The organism is Microbulbifer agarilyticus, from assembly GCF_001999945.1.
In the GTDB taxonomy this organism is placed as follows: Bacteria; Pseudomonadota; Gammaproteobacteria; order Pseudomonadales; family Cellvibrionaceae; genus Microbulbifer; species Microbulbifer agarilyticus_A.
The window spans coordinates 2,792,386-2,807,723 of the sequence record NZ_CP019650.1 but is presented as its reverse complement, the minus strand read 5'-3'; the positions used below and the strand labels follow the sequence as shown (position 1 = coordinate 2,807,723).

At 57.4% G+C, this 15,338-nt stretch carries 13 protein-coding genes; 9 read left to right on the top strand and 4 right to left on the bottom strand.

Annotated features, from left to right (window positions below; genetic code table 11):
- Positions 1–43: 43 nt before the first annotated feature.
- Positions 44–937: an alpha/beta fold hydrolase gene (locus tag Mag101_RS11625; RefSeq protein WP_232325000.1), complete on the top strand. Its 894-nt coding sequence runs from the start codon at positions 44–46 to the stop codon at positions 935–937.
- 19 nt (positions 938–956) lie between these two features.
- On the opposite strand, the gene Mag101_RS11620 is transcribed toward Mag101_RS11625, so the two are convergent.
- Both Mag101_RS11620 and folE read right to left on the bottom strand, forming a co-directional pair.
- Complete coding sequence (locus tag Mag101_RS11620) at positions 957–1,313, bottom strand: 5-carboxymethyl-2-hydroxymuconate Delta-isomerase (protein WP_077405093.1); 357 nt, start codon at positions 1,311–1,313, stop codon at positions 957–959.
- Positions 1,314–1,374: 61 nt separating this feature from the next.
- Positions 1,375–1,914: a GTP cyclohydrolase I FolE gene (folE, locus tag Mag101_RS11615; protein WP_077405091.1), complete on the bottom strand. Its 540-nt coding sequence runs from the start codon at positions 1,912–1,914 to the stop codon at positions 1,375–1,377.
- A gap of 188 nt (positions 1,915–2,102) precedes the next feature.
- On the opposite strand from folE, the gene prmB reads away from it, so the two are divergent.
- Positions 2,103–3,035 carry a 50S ribosomal protein L3 N(5)-glutamine methyltransferase gene (gene prmB, locus Mag101_RS11610; RefSeq protein ID WP_077405089.1) on the top strand — a complete coding sequence of 311 codons (933 nt, stop codon included), beginning with the start codon at positions 2,103–2,105 and terminating at the stop codon, positions 3,033–3,035.
- A 103-nt stretch (positions 3,036–3,138) separates the two neighbouring features.
- Positions 3,139–4,239, top strand: coding sequence for a chorismate synthase (gene aroC / locus Mag101_RS11605; RefSeq protein WP_077405086.1), 1,101 nt, complete (start codon positions 3,139–3,141; stop codon positions 4,237–4,239).
- Between the two features lie 89 nt (positions 4,240–4,328).
- On the opposite strand, the gene Mag101_RS11600 is transcribed toward aroC, so the two are convergent.
- Together Mag101_RS11600 and Mag101_RS11595 are read right to left on the bottom strand one after the other, a co-directional pair.
- Positions 4,329–5,066, bottom strand: a complete 738-nt coding sequence (locus tag Mag101_RS11600) for a TIGR04219 family outer membrane beta-barrel protein (RefSeq protein WP_077405083.1) — start codon at positions 5,064–5,066, stop codon at positions 4,329–4,331.
- A 168-nt stretch (positions 5,067–5,234) separates the two neighbouring features.
- Complete coding sequence (locus tag Mag101_RS11595; RefSeq protein WP_077405080.1) at positions 5,235–6,113, bottom strand: LysR family transcriptional regulator; 879 nt, start codon at positions 6,111–6,113, stop codon at positions 5,235–5,237.
- Between the two features lie 123 nt (positions 6,114–6,236).
- On the opposite strand from Mag101_RS11595, the gene leuC reads away from it, so the two are divergent.
- The 6 genes from leuC to Mag101_RS11565 all read left to right on the top strand — a co-directional run bounded on the left by leuC (position 6,237) and on the right by Mag101_RS11565 (position 15,319).
- Complete coding sequence (gene leuC, locus Mag101_RS11590; RefSeq protein ID WP_077405077.1) at positions 6,237–7,682, top strand: 3-isopropylmalate dehydratase large subunit; 1,446 nt, start codon at positions 6,237–6,239, stop codon at positions 7,680–7,682.
- A complete protein-coding gene (gene leuD / locus Mag101_RS11585; protein ID WP_077405075.1) occupies positions 7,682–8,329 on the top strand; it encodes a 3-isopropylmalate dehydratase small subunit in 648 nt (215 codons plus the stop codon). The genes leuC and leuD overlap by 1 nt, the downstream gene beginning before the upstream one ends.
- 29 nt (positions 8,330–8,358) lie before the next feature.
- Positions 8,359–9,432: a 3-isopropylmalate dehydrogenase gene (gene leuB / locus Mag101_RS11580; protein WP_077405072.1), complete on the top strand. Its 1,074-nt coding sequence runs from the start codon at positions 8,359–8,361 to the stop codon at positions 9,430–9,432.
- Between the two features lie 100 nt (positions 9,433–9,532).
- On the top strand, positions 9,533–10,648 hold the full coding sequence (gene asd, locus Mag101_RS11575; protein WP_077405068.1) for an aspartate-semialdehyde dehydrogenase: 1,116 nt from the start codon (positions 9,533–9,535) through the stop codon (positions 10,646–10,648).
- 180 nt (positions 10,649–10,828) lie between these two features.
- Positions 10,829–11,833 carry an aspartate-semialdehyde dehydrogenase gene (locus Mag101_RS11570; protein WP_077405064.1) on the top strand — a complete coding sequence of 335 codons (1,005 nt, stop codon included), beginning with the start codon at positions 10,829–10,831 and terminating at the stop codon, positions 11,831–11,833.
- Between the two features lie 315 nt (positions 11,834–12,148).
- Positions 12,149–15,319: a FimV/HubP family polar landmark protein gene (locus Mag101_RS11565; RefSeq protein ID WP_077405061.1), complete on the top strand. Its 3,171-nt coding sequence runs from the start codon at positions 12,149–12,151 to the stop codon at positions 15,317–15,319.
- Positions 15,320–15,338 lie beyond the last annotated feature (19 nt).

Here is a 15,338-nt window from a genome sequence, read left to right as displayed (position 1 = left end):
GGGCTGTCAGCATGGCGTATTCGAACGCTGGCATTGGTTTTTTATGAGCGCTTTATCCTCCCAAATTACTCCCGACTTTACTCCACCCAGGGAAGTTGTTCTGGACGTTCAGGGCAATGCCATTGCCGCTCGGCAGTGGGGGAACCCGGCGGGTGTACCGGTATTGGCGTTACACGGCTGGCTGGACAACTGCGCCAGCTTTGACGCAATGGCGCCTTTTCTACACAGCCTCAATGTTGTGGCTATCGATCTCGCCGGGCACGGTCAGAGTTACCATCGCCACAAAGATGCGAATTACACCATCTGGACAGAAATCGAAGATGTGATGGCGACTGCGGATGCGTTGGGTTGGGAGAAGTTTTCCATGCTGGCGCATTCCCGCGGCGCGGTAATTGGCACCATTGCGGCGGCCACTTTTCCCGAGCGGGTGCGGCGCCTGGCTCTGATCGATGGCCTGGTGCCACCGCCGACAACGGATGAGGAAGCACCGGAGACCCTGCGCAAAGGTATCGAGCAGCGCGCGCGTTATCGCGACCGCAAGAGTCGCGTATTTGAGTCCATTGATGTTGCGGTGAATGCGCGAAAGAACGGCCTGTTCAAGTTGAGCGACGATGCGGCGCGCGCACTGGTGGAGCGCGGTATCCGTCCGTGCGAGGGCGGTTTTACCTGGAGCAATGACCCGCAATTAATGGCGGCTTCGGTGGCCAAGCTCAACGAGCCGCAAGTACGCGCCTTTCTCGCGCGCGCCACCATGCCAATTCGGCTGGCGCTGGGAAAAGAGGGGATTCAGGGAATGCTTGAGCGTATCCGACCGCTTGCGGAACAGGTGCCGAGTATTGAGCTGCGTGAGTTTGCCGGTGGTCATCACCTGCATATGGAAGGCAGCGGGGAAGAGATTGCCCACTGGTTCGAGCCATTTCTACGTGGGGAAGGGTAGGCGCTTCGCCTCAAGTGATCTAGAAAGGCACGCGCTTGGAGTAGCTCGCCTTTTGCATGTCCCGCACTTCCACGGAAATTTCCGGAACCTCGGGTGCCGCTTCGCATAGATAATTGAAGATGGCGGCGCTCAGGGCTTCTTTCTGTTCGCTGGTACGCCCCTCAAGGATGCGCACTTCCGCGTGAATAAACAGATTGCTGGAGCCTTCATGGCTTTTTCCCAGTACGAATTCCCGGAAGGGAACGGCGCGGGTTTTGATCGCGCCGGCGTTGAAGAGTCCGGTGTCATTCATGGCCTGCTGACCGTTGCTGACCAGGGCGGGAATGGAAATGCTGTCTTCCAGTTTTTGCGAATATTCAATCACTAGATGCGGCATTACCGGGCTCTCCTCTTTATAGGAACCGTCTAACTCGCTTACGAATTACAGGCCCTGAAAATTAACGAATCAAAGACAAAAATTCGTTGCGGGTTGCCTGCTCACTGCGGAAAGAGCCGAGCATGGCGGAAGTTTTCATTACCGAATTCTGCTTTTCCACGCCGCGCATCATCATGCACATGTGCTTGGCTTCAACGATAACGCCAACACCTGCAGCCCCGGTTACCTGACGTACGGTTTCCGCAATTTGTACGGTCAGTTGTTCCTGAATCTGCAAACGACGGGCAAACATGTCTACAATGCGCGCCACTTTGGACAGACCGAGCACTTTGCCATCAGGAATATAAGCAACGTGTGCCTTGCCGATAAACGGCAGCAAGTGGTGTTCACACATGGAGTAGAGTTCAATATCTTTCACCAGCACCATTTCGCTGCAGTCCGATGGGAACAGCGCGTCGTTGACGACCTCTTCTACGGTTTGCTGGTAGCCGCGGGTAAGATACTGCATGGCTTTGGCGGCGCGCTTGGGGGTGTCGAGCAGCCCCGGGCGCTGCAGATCTTCGCCAATGGCTTCAATGATGTGTGCGTAATGTTCTTTCATCAATATGCTTCCAACGTCTCGCCCGAACCGCCTTGATACGCAAAAAGTCGGGCGTTCGATCACCGGTTTGCCGGTGGGGTAGTCTCTCCGAAGGCTGATTCCGGAGACTGACTCCGGAGATCTTGGGGGCGCTACCCTAAGCCTTTGTCACACCGTAGTAAAGCGTGAAACATAGAGGAATATCGCTAATGATAGAGAAACGGGAGTCCGATTTGCATGAATTGCAGACCGTTCTGGACTTTATCCGCTGGGGCGCTAGCCGCTTCAATGAAGCAGAGCTGTGGTTTGGTCACGGTACCGACAATGCTTGGGATGAAGCTGTCCTGTTGGTCACGCACGCCCTGCACCTGCCGATGGATAGCAAGCCGGAAATCCTCTCTGCGCGCCTGACCATGAAAGAGCGCCAGCAGGTGATGGCGGTGCTGGAGAAGCGCGCCAATGCCCGAGTGCCCGCGCCCTATCTGACCAATGAGGCTTGGTTTTGCGATTTGCCGTTTTACGTGGACGAGCGGGTTCTGGTGCCCCGCTCGCCAATTGGTGAGTTGATCCGCCACCGCTTCGAGCCCTGGCTGCAGCAGGAACCGCTGGCGATACTCGACTTGTGCTGCGGCAGTGGCTGCATCGGGATCGCCTGCGCGGATACCTTTCCCGGCGCGCGGGTGGATCTGAGCGATATTTCGCAGGATGCCATCGACGTTGCGCAGATCAATATCAACCGCCATCAGCTGAATGATGAAGTGCGCGCGGTGCGGTCGGATCTGTTTGCCGGGTTGAAGGGCTGCAGTTATGACCTGATTGTAAGCAACCCTCCTTATGTGGATGCGCGGGACTTGGCGGAAATGCCGGCGGAGTATCACGCCGAGCCCGGCCTGGCGCTGGGTTCCGGCGACGACGGCCTGGATTTTACCCGGCGCCTGCTGCTAGAGGCCCCGGACTACCTGCAGCCAGAGGGCATTCTGGTGTGTGAGGTAGGCAACAGCTGGGAGGCACTGGAAGCGGCGTATCCGCGTGTGCCATTTTTCTGGCCGGAGCTGGAAGATGGTGGCCATGGGGTATTCGTGCTGACGCGTGAAGACCTGCTGGCTTGTCGGGAGATGTTTGAAGAGGGCGCGGCAAAATAGGGCGCTAGCAGCCTAATTGCAGTACTGGAAAGCGCCGCGTCACAGATTCCTCTATAATGCGCGGCTTTCATCGAATAAATCACTGGGGTAGGGAATTCCGGGTATGTCGGGCAATACATTTGGCAAGCTGTTCTGTGTCACCACTTTTGGCGAGAGCCACGGCCCCGCGCTGGGCTGCATTGTGGATGGCTGCCCTCCGGGACTGGAGATCAGTGCAGAAGAAATTCAGTTGGAGCTGGACCGCCGCAAGCCCGGCACCTCCCGTTACACCACCCAGCGCCGCGAAGCGGATCAGGTGAAAATCCTCTCGGGCGTATTTGAGGGCAAGACCACCGGTACGCCGATTGGTTTGTTGATCGAAAATACCGACCAGCGCTCCAAAGACTACGCCAATATCTCCGAGCAGATTCGCCCGGCCCATGCTGATTACACCTACTGGGCCAAGTTTGGTCTGCGCGACTATCGCGGTGGTGGCCGCTCTTCCGCGCGCGAAACCGCCATGCGCGTGGCCGCGGGAGCTATTGCCAAAAAGTGGTTGAAGCAGCAGTTCGGCATTGAGGTGCGCGGTTACCTGTCGCAACTGGGGCCGATCAAAGTGGATAAGCTCGACTGGTCGCAGGTGAACGAAAACCCGTTCTTCTGCCCGGATACGGACAAGGTGCCGGAGATGGAAGAGTACATGCAGGCCCTGATCAAGGAGGGTAACTCCATTGGTGCGCGCATTTCTGTACATGCCAGCGGTGTACCGGCGGGCCTTGGCGAGCCGATTTTTGATCGCCTGGATGCAGATCTGGCCCATGCACTGATGAGTATCAATGCCGTTAAAGGTGTGGAGATCGGGGCCGGTTTTGCGTCGGTGGAACAGAAGGGTACCGAACACCGGGACGAAATTACCGAAGACGGTTTCCAGTCCAATCATGCCGGCGGTGTATTGGGGGGAATCTCAAGCGGTCAGGAGCTGATCGCGCACATTGCGTTGAAGCCCACCTCCAGCCTGCGCATTCCGGGTAAGAGCCTGGACATCAACGGCAACTCCATCGAGGTGGTTACCAAAGGTCGCCACGATCCCTGTGTTGGTATTCGCGCAACGCCCATTGCGGAAGCGATGATGGCGCTGGTACTGGTGGATCATGTAATGCGTCAGCGCGCTCAGAATGGCGATGTAAAGTTTGATCTAACGATCCCGGCAGGTGAGTCTGCCTGATCAACACGAGATCCAATTAATAAAAAAGGCGGAGCGCCAAAAGCGCCCCGCCTTTTTTGTGTCTGCCTGTAATGCCTGTTTGGCAGGAATTACAGGTGCAGGTTTAGGCCGATGTAAGGGCCTTTGATTTCCAGGTCGCTCTGGAAAGCGTCCAGTTCCTGCACATCCAGGCTCATTACGCGGTAGCCAGCTTCGATGGCGAAGTCGATGGCAGGAACAAAGTCCCAGCGCACTTTGGCCGTCAAATCGGTATGGCTGTCGCCTTTGTAGCTGGTGCCGTTACCCTGGGCAATGATGGACCAACCGGTGAAGGGCAGGTCGAAACGGGCAACACCGTAAACCATTGGCAGCACGCCAGACAGTTCGATGTTCTCAGACAGGGTCTCGGCAGCTACGGTCAGCTCGCCGCTGTATTGGCGAGCAGTTAGACCCAGGTCCAGGTTCACCCAGTTGTCGAGAATCTCGTAGTACAGGGTGGCGTCGGTATGGGTCAGGTTGATATCGGAGGTGACGTCAGAGCCAACGGTAAAGGTTTCATCGGCGAAGGTGACATCTTCACTCAGCATGGCCATGCCGCTGGTTTCGATCTTACTGTGCGCGAGCAGGATATTCGGAATTACCGGAATCGGGTGCTCCAGCGCAACCTGCAGGAAGGTGGCGTTGTCTTCCGCCAGGGAAAACTCGTCCACGTTGTAGCTGTCCACACCAACTGCGCCGGTGTAGGAGGGTTTCCAAGCGCCGGCAGTGGCGTCAAAACCGAGGATGGTATCGGCACTGGCGCTGGCAGAAGCCAGGGCCGCGCATAGGGCCAGGGTGATTTTTTTCATTTTTGGTCGCTCCCGTTGAATTATGCGGCGGATTCTACAGGGTTTTTATAAAATTTCCCTGAATCAGAAGTCACCAGTGTCCTGTTTGCTGCGGTTTTGCGGGCTACTTGGCGTTCCGAGTTTGCGCTAATGCGGAGTGGCTCGCCGGGATTTGCCTGCTGGCCCCGATCAGAGCCCGCGGGCCTCCTTTACCAGCAACTGCTGCAACGCATTGGCGGCGTTACTCAGGGTGCGATTGCGATGGTAGATGATGCCCAAATTACGCTGGATGGTGAGCTGCGGCATAGGCAGTTCCGCAAGGCTGCTGTCCACCAGGGTTTTGGGCAGCACGCTCCAGCCGAGGCCGACACCGGCCATCATCTTGATGGTTTCCAGGAAATTGGTGGCCAGTTTGGCGGTGAGCTTGAGCCCATGGGCGTCGAACTCCCGCTTGATCAGGCGCCCGGTATAGGTGTTCATATCCGGAAGAATCGCCGGGTACTGGGCCAGTGCCGCCAGATTCAGCTCGGGCATCTGTGCCAGCGGGTGGTCGGGGGCGGCCACCACCACGCAGGGGTCGGGCCAGATAATCTGTGCGTTGAGGCTTGGGTAGTCCTTGAGTGCCAGGGTCACCACCGCCAATTCATACTCGCCCGCCATCAGGGCCTCGTAGGCCTGCTCCGAATCGACAAAATCAATATCCAGGGCCACGTCCGGGTAGCGGTTGCTGAAGTCGCGCAGCACCGGGGGCAGGTGATGCAGGCCCACGTGGTGGCTGGTGGCGATGCGCAGGCTGCCACCGATGGTCTCCCCAAGACTGCGCAGTTCGCGCTCGGCATCACTCACTTCATTCAAAATGTGGCGCGCGCGCGGTAGCAGCGCGCGGCCGGCATTGGTGAGCTGCAATTTACGGCCGATGCGATCAAACAGGGGGGAGCCCAGTTGTTGCTCCAGCGAGGCCAGTCGTTTGCTCACTGCGGGCTGGGTCAGGTGCAGATGCTCTGCCGCTTCCGACACGGATCCCTGTTCCGAGATCGCGAGAAAGGCTCTAAGCCACTGAATTTCCATAAATCTTCTCTCGTTACCTGCCGGAGTATTCCAAAAGTGAATGCGCCATATAATAAATATAAATTGATGTTATTCAATGCCCCTCGTAGACTCGAGCATGTTATCCATAGAGGAGATGGGGCTATGGGCCACCCACAGAATAAAAAACAGACGTTGTACGACAAGCTCTGGGAAGACCATTTGGTCAAGAGCCGCGACGACGGCACCGCACTGATTTATATCGACCGTCACCTGATTCACGAAGTGACCTCACCACAAGCGTTTGAAGGCCTGCGCCTTGCCGGCCGCAAGCCCTGGCGCACCGATTCCGTCGTCGCAACACCGGACCACAATGTGCCGTCCCACGTGGAAGAGCGCGCTGGCGGTATCGAAGGCATTGTCGACGAAGTTTCCCGCATTCAGGTGAAGACACTGAATGAGAACTGCGAAGACTTCGGTATCGTTGAATTCGGCATCAATGATCCCGGTCAGGGCATTGTGCATGTGATCGGTCCCGAGACTGGCGCGACTCTGCCGGGTATGACCGTCGTATGTGGTGACTCCCACACCTCTACCCACGGCGCGCTTGGTGCGTTGGCGCACGGTATCGGTACCTCTGAGGTGGAGCACGTAATGGCCACCCAGTGTCTGATCCAGAAGAAAATGAAAAACATGCTGGTGCGTGTGGACGGGGAACTCGGTCCGGGTGTTACCGCAAAAGACGTGGTACTGGCCATTATCGGCAAGATCGGTACCGCTGGTGGCACCGGTTATGCGATTGAATTTGGCGGTTCCGCGATTCGCTCCCTGTCTATGGAAGGTCGTATGACCGTGTGCAACATGGCGATCGAAGCCGGTGCCCGCGCGGGTATGGTTGCGGTGGACGACGTCACTCTGGAATACGTAAAAGACAAACCTTACGCGCCAAAAGGTGAGATGTGGAAGTTAGCGGTAGATAACTGGAGCCGTTTGCACTCCGATGACGGTGCGCACTTTGATGCGGTTGTCGAGCTGCAAGCTGAAGAGATCGAGCCGCAGGTCAGCTGGGGTACCTCTCCGGAAATGGTGGTACCGGTCAGCGCACTGGTACCGAGTCCGGCCGATGAAAATGATGCGACCAAAAAAGCGGGCATCGAACGCGCACTGGAATATATGGGGCTGGAAGGCGGTCAGAAAATTACCGATATCCAGTTGGATCGCGTGTTTATCGGTTCCTGCACCAACTCCCGTATTGAAGATTTGCGCGCCGCTGCAGTGGTGGCAAAGGGCCGCAAAAAAGCCGAGAGCGTCAAGCAGGTCTTGGTGGTTCCCGGTTCTCAGGCGGTAAAAGCGCAGGCGGAAAAAGAGGGCCTGGACAAGGTCTTTATCGAAGCGGGCTTCGAGTGGCGCGAGCCTTCCTGCTCCATGTGCCTGGCCATGAATGCCGACAAACTCGGTGCGGGCGAACACTGCGCGTCCACTTCTAACCGCAACTTCGAAGGGCGCCAGGGCTACGGTGGTCGTACCCATCTGGTCAGTCCGAGCATGGCTGCGGCAGCGGCAATTGCCGGCCACTTTGTTGATGTACGTGACATGCAGGAGGCCGCGTAATGAGGGCATTTACCAAGCACAAAGGTGTAGCCGCTCCGATGGATCGCGCCAATGTGGATACGGATTTGATTATTCCGAAGCAGTTTCTGAAGTCGATCAAGCGTTCCGGTTTCGGCCCGAACCTGTTCGATGAGCTGCGTTATCTGGATGAAGGCCAGCCGGGTCAGGACCACAGCAAGCGCCCGATTAATCCGGATTTTCCGCTGAACCACCCGCGTTACCAGGGTGCGTCAGTGCTGCTCGCGCGCAAGAATTTCGGTTGTGGTTCGAGCCGTGAACACGCGCCCTGGGCACTGGATGGCCACGGTTTTCGCGCGATCATCGCGCCGAGTTTTGCCGACATTTTCTTCAACAACTGCTTCAAGAACGGCCTTTTACCGATCGTGCTGGAAGAGGAAATTGTCGATCAGCTGTTTGCAGAAATGTACGAAGAAGAGGGCTATGAGCTGGTCGTGGACCTGGAGGCGCAGGTCGTGATCAAGCCCAGCGGTGAAACCCTCGCGTTTGAAGTGGATACCTTCCGCAAACACTGCCTGTTAAATGGTCTGGATGACATCGGCTTGACGCTCGAAGATGCGGACGATATCCGTGAATACGAAGCCAAGCGCCGCGAACAGGCGCCGTGGTTGTTCGACGCTGTGAAGTAAGCGGATTAAGTGGAATTTTAGGAAGATAAATGAGCAAGAAAGTCATGATTCTTCCGGGCGATGGTATTGGCCCGGAAATTATCGAGCAGGCGGTTGCGGTATTGAAAACCGCGGACGAAAAATTCTCACTCGATCTGGAATTCAGTGAGGGTTTGATTGGTGGGGCGTCGATCGATGCCCACGGTGAACCGCTGACCGACGCTGAGCTGGCCAAGGCGGGCGAGTGCGACGCGGTGCTGCTGGGTGCGGTAGGTGGTCCCAAGTGGGACACACTGGAGCGCGCCATTCGCCCAGAGCGCGGGCTGCTAAAAATTCGCAGCGGACTGGGCCTGTACGCGAACTTGCGTCCGGCCATTCTTTACCCGCAATTGGCTGAGGCATCTTCGCTGAAGCCGGAAGTGGTTTCCGGTCTCGATATTCTGATCGTACGCGAGCTCACCGGCGGTATTTACTTCGGTGAACCGCGCGGTATCCAGACGCTGGAAAATGGTGAAAAGCAGGGCTTTAACACCTACGTCTACAAAGAGTCTGAAATCGAGCGCATTGCACGCACAGCGTTTGAAGCGGCGAAAAAACGCGGCGGCAAACTGTGTTCTGTGGATAAGGCCAACGTACTGGAAGTTACCGTGCTATGGCGCGAAGTACTGGATCGCCTCGCGCCAGAGTACCCGGAGGTTGAACTGTCCCACATGTACGTGGATAACGCAGCGATGCAGCTGGTGCGCGCACCCAAGCAGTTTGATGTGATGGTGACCGGCAATATGTTTGGCGATATTTTGTCGGATGCCGCCGCCATGCTGACTGGCTCCATTGGCATGCTGCCTTCTGCGTCCATGAACGAAACCGGGTTTGGTCTGTACGAACCCTGTCATGGCAGCGCACCGGATATCGCTGGGCAGGGTATTGCCAATCCGCTGGCGACCATCCTGTCTGCGGCCATGATGCTGCGTTACTCCCTGAACATGGGCGAAGCCGCCGATGCCATTGAGGCAGCGGTAAGCAAGGTGCTGGATCAGGGGCTGCGTACAGGGGATATCCACACCGAAGGCACGAAGAAAGTCTCTACCGCAGAAATGGGTGCGGCAGTAGTGGCGGCGCTGTAACGCGTCGCTTGAACGGACATGATTCCGGTGCGTTTATGCCAGGTCAGCCTGGTATGCGCGCACCGGGATTAGGAAATACATAGATTCTCAGGGTTTAACAATGAACAAGGTAGGTTTCGTAGGCTGGCGCGGTATGGTCGGCTCGGTTTTGATGGGGCGCATGCTGGAAGAAAACGACTTCGCACATATTGCTGAGCCGGTATTTTTCTCCACATCCAATGCCGGTGGTAAAGCGCCGGAAATTGGCAAGGAAGTCGCTCCCCTCAAAAACGCCTACGATCTGGATGCACTGGCCGAGCTGGACGCGATTGTCAGCTGTCAGGGTGGTGACTACACCAAGGAAGTGTTTGGAAAATTACGCGAGCAGGGTTGGCAAGGCTACTGGATCGATGCCGCCTCCAGCCTGCGCATGGACGATGATGCGATCATCGTACTGGACCCGGTTAACCGCGATGTGATTGACCAGGGTATTGAGTCCGGCGTGAAGAATTTTATTGGCGGTAACTGCACCGTGAGCCTGATGCTGATGGCACTGGGCGGTTTGTTCCGCGAAGGTTTGGTGGAGTGGATCACCGCTCAGACCTACCAGGCCGCGAGTGGCGCTGGCGCCAAGAATATGCGTGAGCTGATTTCCCAGATGGGCAGTATTCGCGATGGTGTTGCCAACGAGTTGGCTGACCCGTCAAGCGCAATTCTCGAGATCGATCGCAAGGTTGCGGAAAACATGCGCAGTGCGGAATTCCCCACCAGCGAATTTGGTGCACCGCTCGCCGGCAGCCTGCTGCCGTGGATTGATACCCCGATGGAATCCGGCCAGAGCCGCGAAGAGTGGAAGGCACAAGTTGAGGCCAACAAAATCCTCGGTACTAGCGCCGATGTGCCGGTGGATGGCACCTGTGTACGGATCGGCGCCATGCGCTGCCACAGCCAGGCGTTTACCGTGAAGCTGAAGAAAGATCTGCCGCTGGCAGAAATCGAACAGCTGATCGGCACCGCCAATGATTGGGTTAAGGTGGTTCCCAATGATCGCGAAGTCACTGTGCAGGAGCTGACCCCGACTGCGGTAACCGGCAAGCTGGATATCCCGGTTGGCCGTCTGCGCAAGCTGAGCATGGGTGGTGAATACCTGAATGCGTTCACCGTCGGCGATCAGTTGCTTTGGGGTGCTGCCGAGCCGCTGCGCCGTGTGCTGCTTATCCTGATGGGCAAGCTGTAACACGCCCCAGGCTGTTTTTTGTTCTAATTGCCGCCCCAGCTCCGGGGCGGCTTCCCCCCTGACTCTCCGTGAGTATAATCCCCCGCAATTTCAGGCTGCTGCTTTAGTGGTCGACCTGCCTGAAAAGCAACCGTTGCTTTTCACAGATGCATAATTCGCAAACTCGAAATAGGTCCAGATATGACAGAGTCCACCCGGGAACTGGTGATCGTAGGTGTTGGCAGCGCGCCGTTTGATGCGCTGCTGGAGATCCTGGAGGAGCGCAAGACCGTCACCCCGGACCAGCTCAAACTGGTGATCGACGATGAATCCGAAGTGGACCCGCAGGTGTTTGCCAATCGCAGTGTGCCGGTGACACCGCTGAAAGACTTCGCATTCTCTGCACAGCAGGTGCTGTTGTTGCTGACCGGTGGTGACACCGCAACCGCGGCGCTGGCGCAGGCCGAGCAGGCGGGCGCTTGGGTAGTGGATGCTGCGGGCCTTACCCGTGGCGATGAAAGTGTCGCGCTTATTCACCCATTGCTGAATAGTGCAGAACTTAACCAGCGCGAAGAGCAGGACCGCAGGGTGATTGCGTTACCGGGCGCGGGCGCGGCCATGCTGGCTGAAGCGCTGTTTCCACTGAAGTCCCAGCTGCAATCGGTAGAGGTGGTTCTGAACCAGCCGGTGTCCGCCCTTGGCAAGGCCAGCGTGGATGCCGCCGCCGCCCAGACGGCACGCTTGTTCAACGGGCAGGAGCCAGAAGTGGATGAGGTCAGCGGTCAGCGCCTTGCCTTCAACCTGCTGAGCTCCGCTGAGGCACAATTGGAAAGCGGCCACGGTTTCAGTGAGTTGGCACTGGTGCTGGAATTGCGCCGCTTACTGGGGGATGACGTCGCCCTGGATGCGTCGATTAACACCGCGTCGGTGTTTCATGGGCAGCTGGCGAATATCAGCGTGCAGCTGAAAGAACAGCAGGAATTGGCCACGGTACGCGGTTTGCTCGCCAACGGGGCTCGCCTGGAGATGCGAGAGCGCCCGTCGGCACAGGATGCGGTTGGCAGCGAGAGCACCTTGTTGGGGCGCCTGCGCACTGGCCTGATCAATCCGCGACAGGTTGTATTTTGTGCGGCATCCGACAATTTGCGTAAAGACGTCGCAATTAACTGTGTACAAATTGTCCACTTGTTGCTAAAAACCCATTGATATTTAATACTTAGCGGCCTTTCTGAAGGTTTCTTCTTAACTTTGTGCCTTTCAGGAATCCATAACACTTGGGGGTGTTGTGGGGAAGGTTAAGTGGAAATCCGGAAGGGTTAAGTCTTTTTCGGGGGGCGCATCGTCGCCAAAGCGTGGAGTCTGGTGTTTGATCACCGGCTCTTGTTGAATAAATTTTGTGCAAAAAATTAGCACAAGCCGGGCCTGACAAATGTCTGCGAAGTAACGCTTTTTTTGAAGCGGGCTTTGTGGATAAAAAGTGATCAGGTGCTGGTGTGATTCTAAAAATAAAGGGAATCGGATATGCGTGTGCAAAAGCTGGCACTTGCGGTGGGTCTGGTCAGCGCACTGGGTGGCAATGGGGCTCTGGCACTTGGTCTCGGTGAGATCAAGGTAAACTCCACTCTGAATCAGCCGCTCGATGCAGAAATCAAGCTGCTGCAAACCCGCGGCCTGGGTGAAAATGAAATCAAGGTTCGCCTGGCGAGCCTGGAAGATTTTGAGCGCGCAGGCGTTGAGCGAGGCTATTCCCTAGATGGCATCCGCTTTGATGTCGATTATTCCAGCGGCCAGCCGATGGTGCGTATCACCAGCCGGTCTCCGATTCGCGAACCCTTCCTGAACTTCCTGGTAGAAACCCGCTGGCCCAGTGGCCGTCTGCTGCGGGAGTACACCCTGCTGATGGATCTGCCGGCGTTCTCCACCAACACCGCATCCCAGCCTGTCCGCGCTGCAGAGCGCGAGCGCCAGCAGGTGCAGCGGAATAACGCTCCGGTCCAGCGCCCGATCCAGCCGACCGTTGAGCGCACTCCAGAGCCTGTGGTGCCGGCGGAGCAGACCGCCCCGGTATCGGCGGTTGAAGAAACCGTGGAAGAGCAGGTACAGCAGCCGATTTTTGAAGAGCCGGCAGAAGAATACATTGAGCCGCAGACGTCCACCGAGAGCGGTAGCCGCGTCTACGGTCCTGTGGAAGCCAACAAGACCCTGTGGGAAATCGCCCGCGATAGTCGTGAGTCTCGCGACCTATCTGTTCAGCAGACCATGTTGGCCATCCAGCGCCTGAACCCTGAGGCGTTTATCAACAACAACATCAACCTGCTGAAGAAAGGCGCGGTCCTGCGTCTGCCCACCGCAGACGAAGTGCGCGGTGTAACGCGCTCCGAAGCGGTTTCTCAGGTTGCTACCCAGAATGACGCCTGGCGTGATCGTGTCGCCGATGCCGATGTTACCGGTGCCCCGCTGGATGCCCGTGCAACCGTCGAAGAAACCTACGAGAGTGACGCCCTGGAAGGCCGAGTGTCTCTGGGCGCACCGGGTGACAACGAGTCCGTGTTGTCCGGTTCCGGCAGTGGTAGCAATGAAAGCGATGCGCTGGAAGGCGAGCTCGCGGTTACCGAAGAAGAGCTCGATAAGTCCCGCCTCGAAGGCGCCGAACTGGAAGAGCGTATCGGTGAGCTGAACGAACAGATCGATACCATGGAGCGCCTGGTTGAAGTCTCCAACGATGAGTTGCAGGCGGTGCAGGCTGCGGCCACACAGACCAATGACGCGCTGGAAGCTGAAGCGGAAACCTTTGAATCGGCTGAAATCGACGGTGAGGCACTGGATATTGCTGGCGAAGAAAGCTCAGCGTTTGCAGATAGCGAAGTCGAAGGTACCGAGTTAGAAGCCAGCGAGTTTGAGGCTACCAGCGAGGAAGCGACGGAAGTCGAAGCCACTCCGGAAGTTGCACCTGCCGCAGAGGCGGATGCTAGTCGCAATCGCGTGGTGGTGCAGACCCGCCCTGAACCGAGCCTGGTCGATACCCTGATGGAGAATATTCAGTGGATCGGCATTGGCGCTGGTGCCTTGTTGGCCGCGCTGTTTGGCTTCTTCACCTGGCGTCGTCGCAAGGAAGAAGAAGAGGCCATCCGTCAGGTTGAGGCTGAGATGGCTGCTGAGCGCGCGCTGGCGGAAGCGCCGAGTGAGTCCTTCGAAGATGACACTCTGGTGGCGGTTGAAGAGCTCGAAGCGAACGACAATTTCGACCTGGATCAGTTGGGCGAAGTAGAGACTGACGATCCGGTGGCAGAAGCAGAAATCCACCTGTCCCTCGGTCAGTATCAGGAAGCGGAAGCCAAGCTTTTGACTGGCCTCAAAGGCGCGCCTGAGAATGTCGATGCGCGCCTGATGTTGCTGGAGGTGTACGCGCACCAGCAAGACGGCAACCAGTTTGACGATCACTACCGTCAGCTGCTGGGCTACAGCGATGGCCCGGTAGCGGATCGTGCGGCCCGCCTGCGCGAAACCATTGCCGGTATCGGTCCTTTTGAAGCGCCGGAGACAGATTTCTCCAGCGAGTCCCTGGAGGCTGCGCAGCTGGATGATCTGGGTTCTGATCTGGATAGCTTCGAAGCAAGCTTTGATGATCTCGACGAATTCTCCGGCAGTGATTCTGCAGCGAGCACTGCAGCCCCTGCTGAAGTGGAGAGCGACGATATCGGTTCCCTCGACGACCTGTCGCTGGATTTGGGCGACGCTGGTGCTGAAGCAAACACTGCAGAAGACGAGTTCTCTCTCGATCTGGATCTGGGTGACGACTTTACCGCAGCAGATACTGAGCAGCCTGTTGCGGATCTGGATGGCCTGGAGCTGGACACTGCGCCGGAAGCGCAATCTCCAGAGCAAGAATTTGATCTCGACCTCGATTCCCTGGACCTGGGTGGCGACGATCTGGAAGCCGGATCCGGTGCGGACCTGACGCTTGAATCGGCTGAATCGGCTCCTGCGACCGAAGATTTCGCGCTGGATGAGTTGATGAATGACGGTGAGCTGGATCTGGATAGCCTGGATCTGGACGCTGGGCTGGACGCTTCACCAGAAAGCAGCGAGCCTGTCGCTCAAGAAGCGGCCGCGGTTGCTGCCAGTAATTCAGACGATGCCGGCCTCGACTTCGATCTGGACCTGAGCCCGATGGAGGGCAGTGATCAGCCGTCAAATGACGCTGCCGCTGACGACCTGGGTCTTAACCTTGAAGATGATTTGGGAAGCCTGGATCTGGACAGTATTGATCTGGGTGACATTGACCTGGGAGATGCCGATCTGGCTGGCGCATCTGACGAGCCCGTTGCGGCAGTGGCCGAAACCCCGGCCGTAGATTCACCGGCGGCGGATTTGGATCTCGACCTGGCGGTGATGGAAGCGCCTGCAGTGGCCGAGGAGCCTGCCGCGGTGCAAGCGCCTGCAAGTGCCCAGCCAGCAGCGGATACCGCTGAGGACCTGTCAGATCTCAGTTTCGATCTGGAGGGCGACCTGGACTCCGAGCTGAACCTGCTCGAAGGTAGTGACGAAGTGAGCACCAAGCTCGAGTTGGCACAGGCCTATCTGGATATGGGTGACAAAGAAGGTGCCCGCGAAATCCTTGGTGAAGTGGTTGACGAGAGTGCCGGTGAGCACCAGCAGCGCGCCAAGGAAATGCTCGAGCGCATGGGCTGATTGCGCGCTCCGCACTAAC

What these genes read in the sequence shown, in the direction of transcription:
- Mag101_RS11570 (WP_077405064.1), top strand. Translation starts at nt 10,829, where the DNA reads ATGACAGAGTCCACCCGGGAACTGGTGATCGTAGGTGTTGGCAGCGCG.
- aroC (WP_077405086.1), top strand. Translation starts at nt 3,139, where the DNA reads ATGTCGGGCAATACATTTGGCAAGCTGTTCTGTGTCACCACTTTTGGC.
- Mag101_RS11620 (WP_077405093.1), bottom strand. Translation starts at nt 1,313, where the DNA reads ATGCCGCATCTAGTGATTGAATATTCGCAAAAACTGGAAGACAGCATT.
- Mag101_RS11600 (WP_077405083.1), bottom strand. Translation starts at nt 5,066, where the DNA reads ATGAAAAAAATCACCCTGGCCCTATGCGCGGCCCTGGCTTCTGCCAGC.
- Mag101_RS11625 (WP_232325000.1), top strand. Translation starts at nt 44, where the DNA reads ATGAGCGCTTTATCCTCCCAAATTACTCCCGACTTTACTCCACCCAGG.
- prmB (WP_077405089.1), top strand. Translation starts at nt 2,103, where the DNA reads ATGATAGAGAAACGGGAGTCCGATTTGCATGAATTGCAGACCGTTCTG.
- leuD (WP_077405075.1), top strand. Translation starts at nt 7,682, where the DNA reads ATGAGGGCATTTACCAAGCACAAAGGTGTAGCCGCTCCGATGGATCGC.
- Mag101_RS11565 (WP_077405061.1), top strand. Translation starts at nt 12,149, where the DNA reads ATGCGTGTGCAAAAGCTGGCACTTGCGGTGGGTCTGGTCAGCGCACTG.
- folE (WP_077405091.1), bottom strand. Translation starts at nt 1,914, where the DNA reads ATGAAAGAACATTACGCACACATCATTGAAGCCATTGGCGAAGATCTG.
- asd (WP_077405068.1), top strand. Translation starts at nt 9,533, where the DNA reads ATGAACAAGGTAGGTTTCGTAGGCTGGCGCGGTATGGTCGGCTCGGTT.
- Mag101_RS11595 (WP_077405080.1), bottom strand. Translation starts at nt 6,113, where the DNA reads ATGGAAATTCAGTGGCTTAGAGCCTTTCTCGCGATCTCGGAACAGGGA.
- leuC (WP_077405077.1), top strand. Translation starts at nt 6,237, where the DNA reads ATGGGCCACCCACAGAATAAAAAACAGACGTTGTACGACAAGCTCTGG.
- leuB (WP_077405072.1), top strand. Translation starts at nt 8,359, where the DNA reads ATGAGCAAGAAAGTCATGATTCTTCCGGGCGATGGTATTGGCCCGGAA.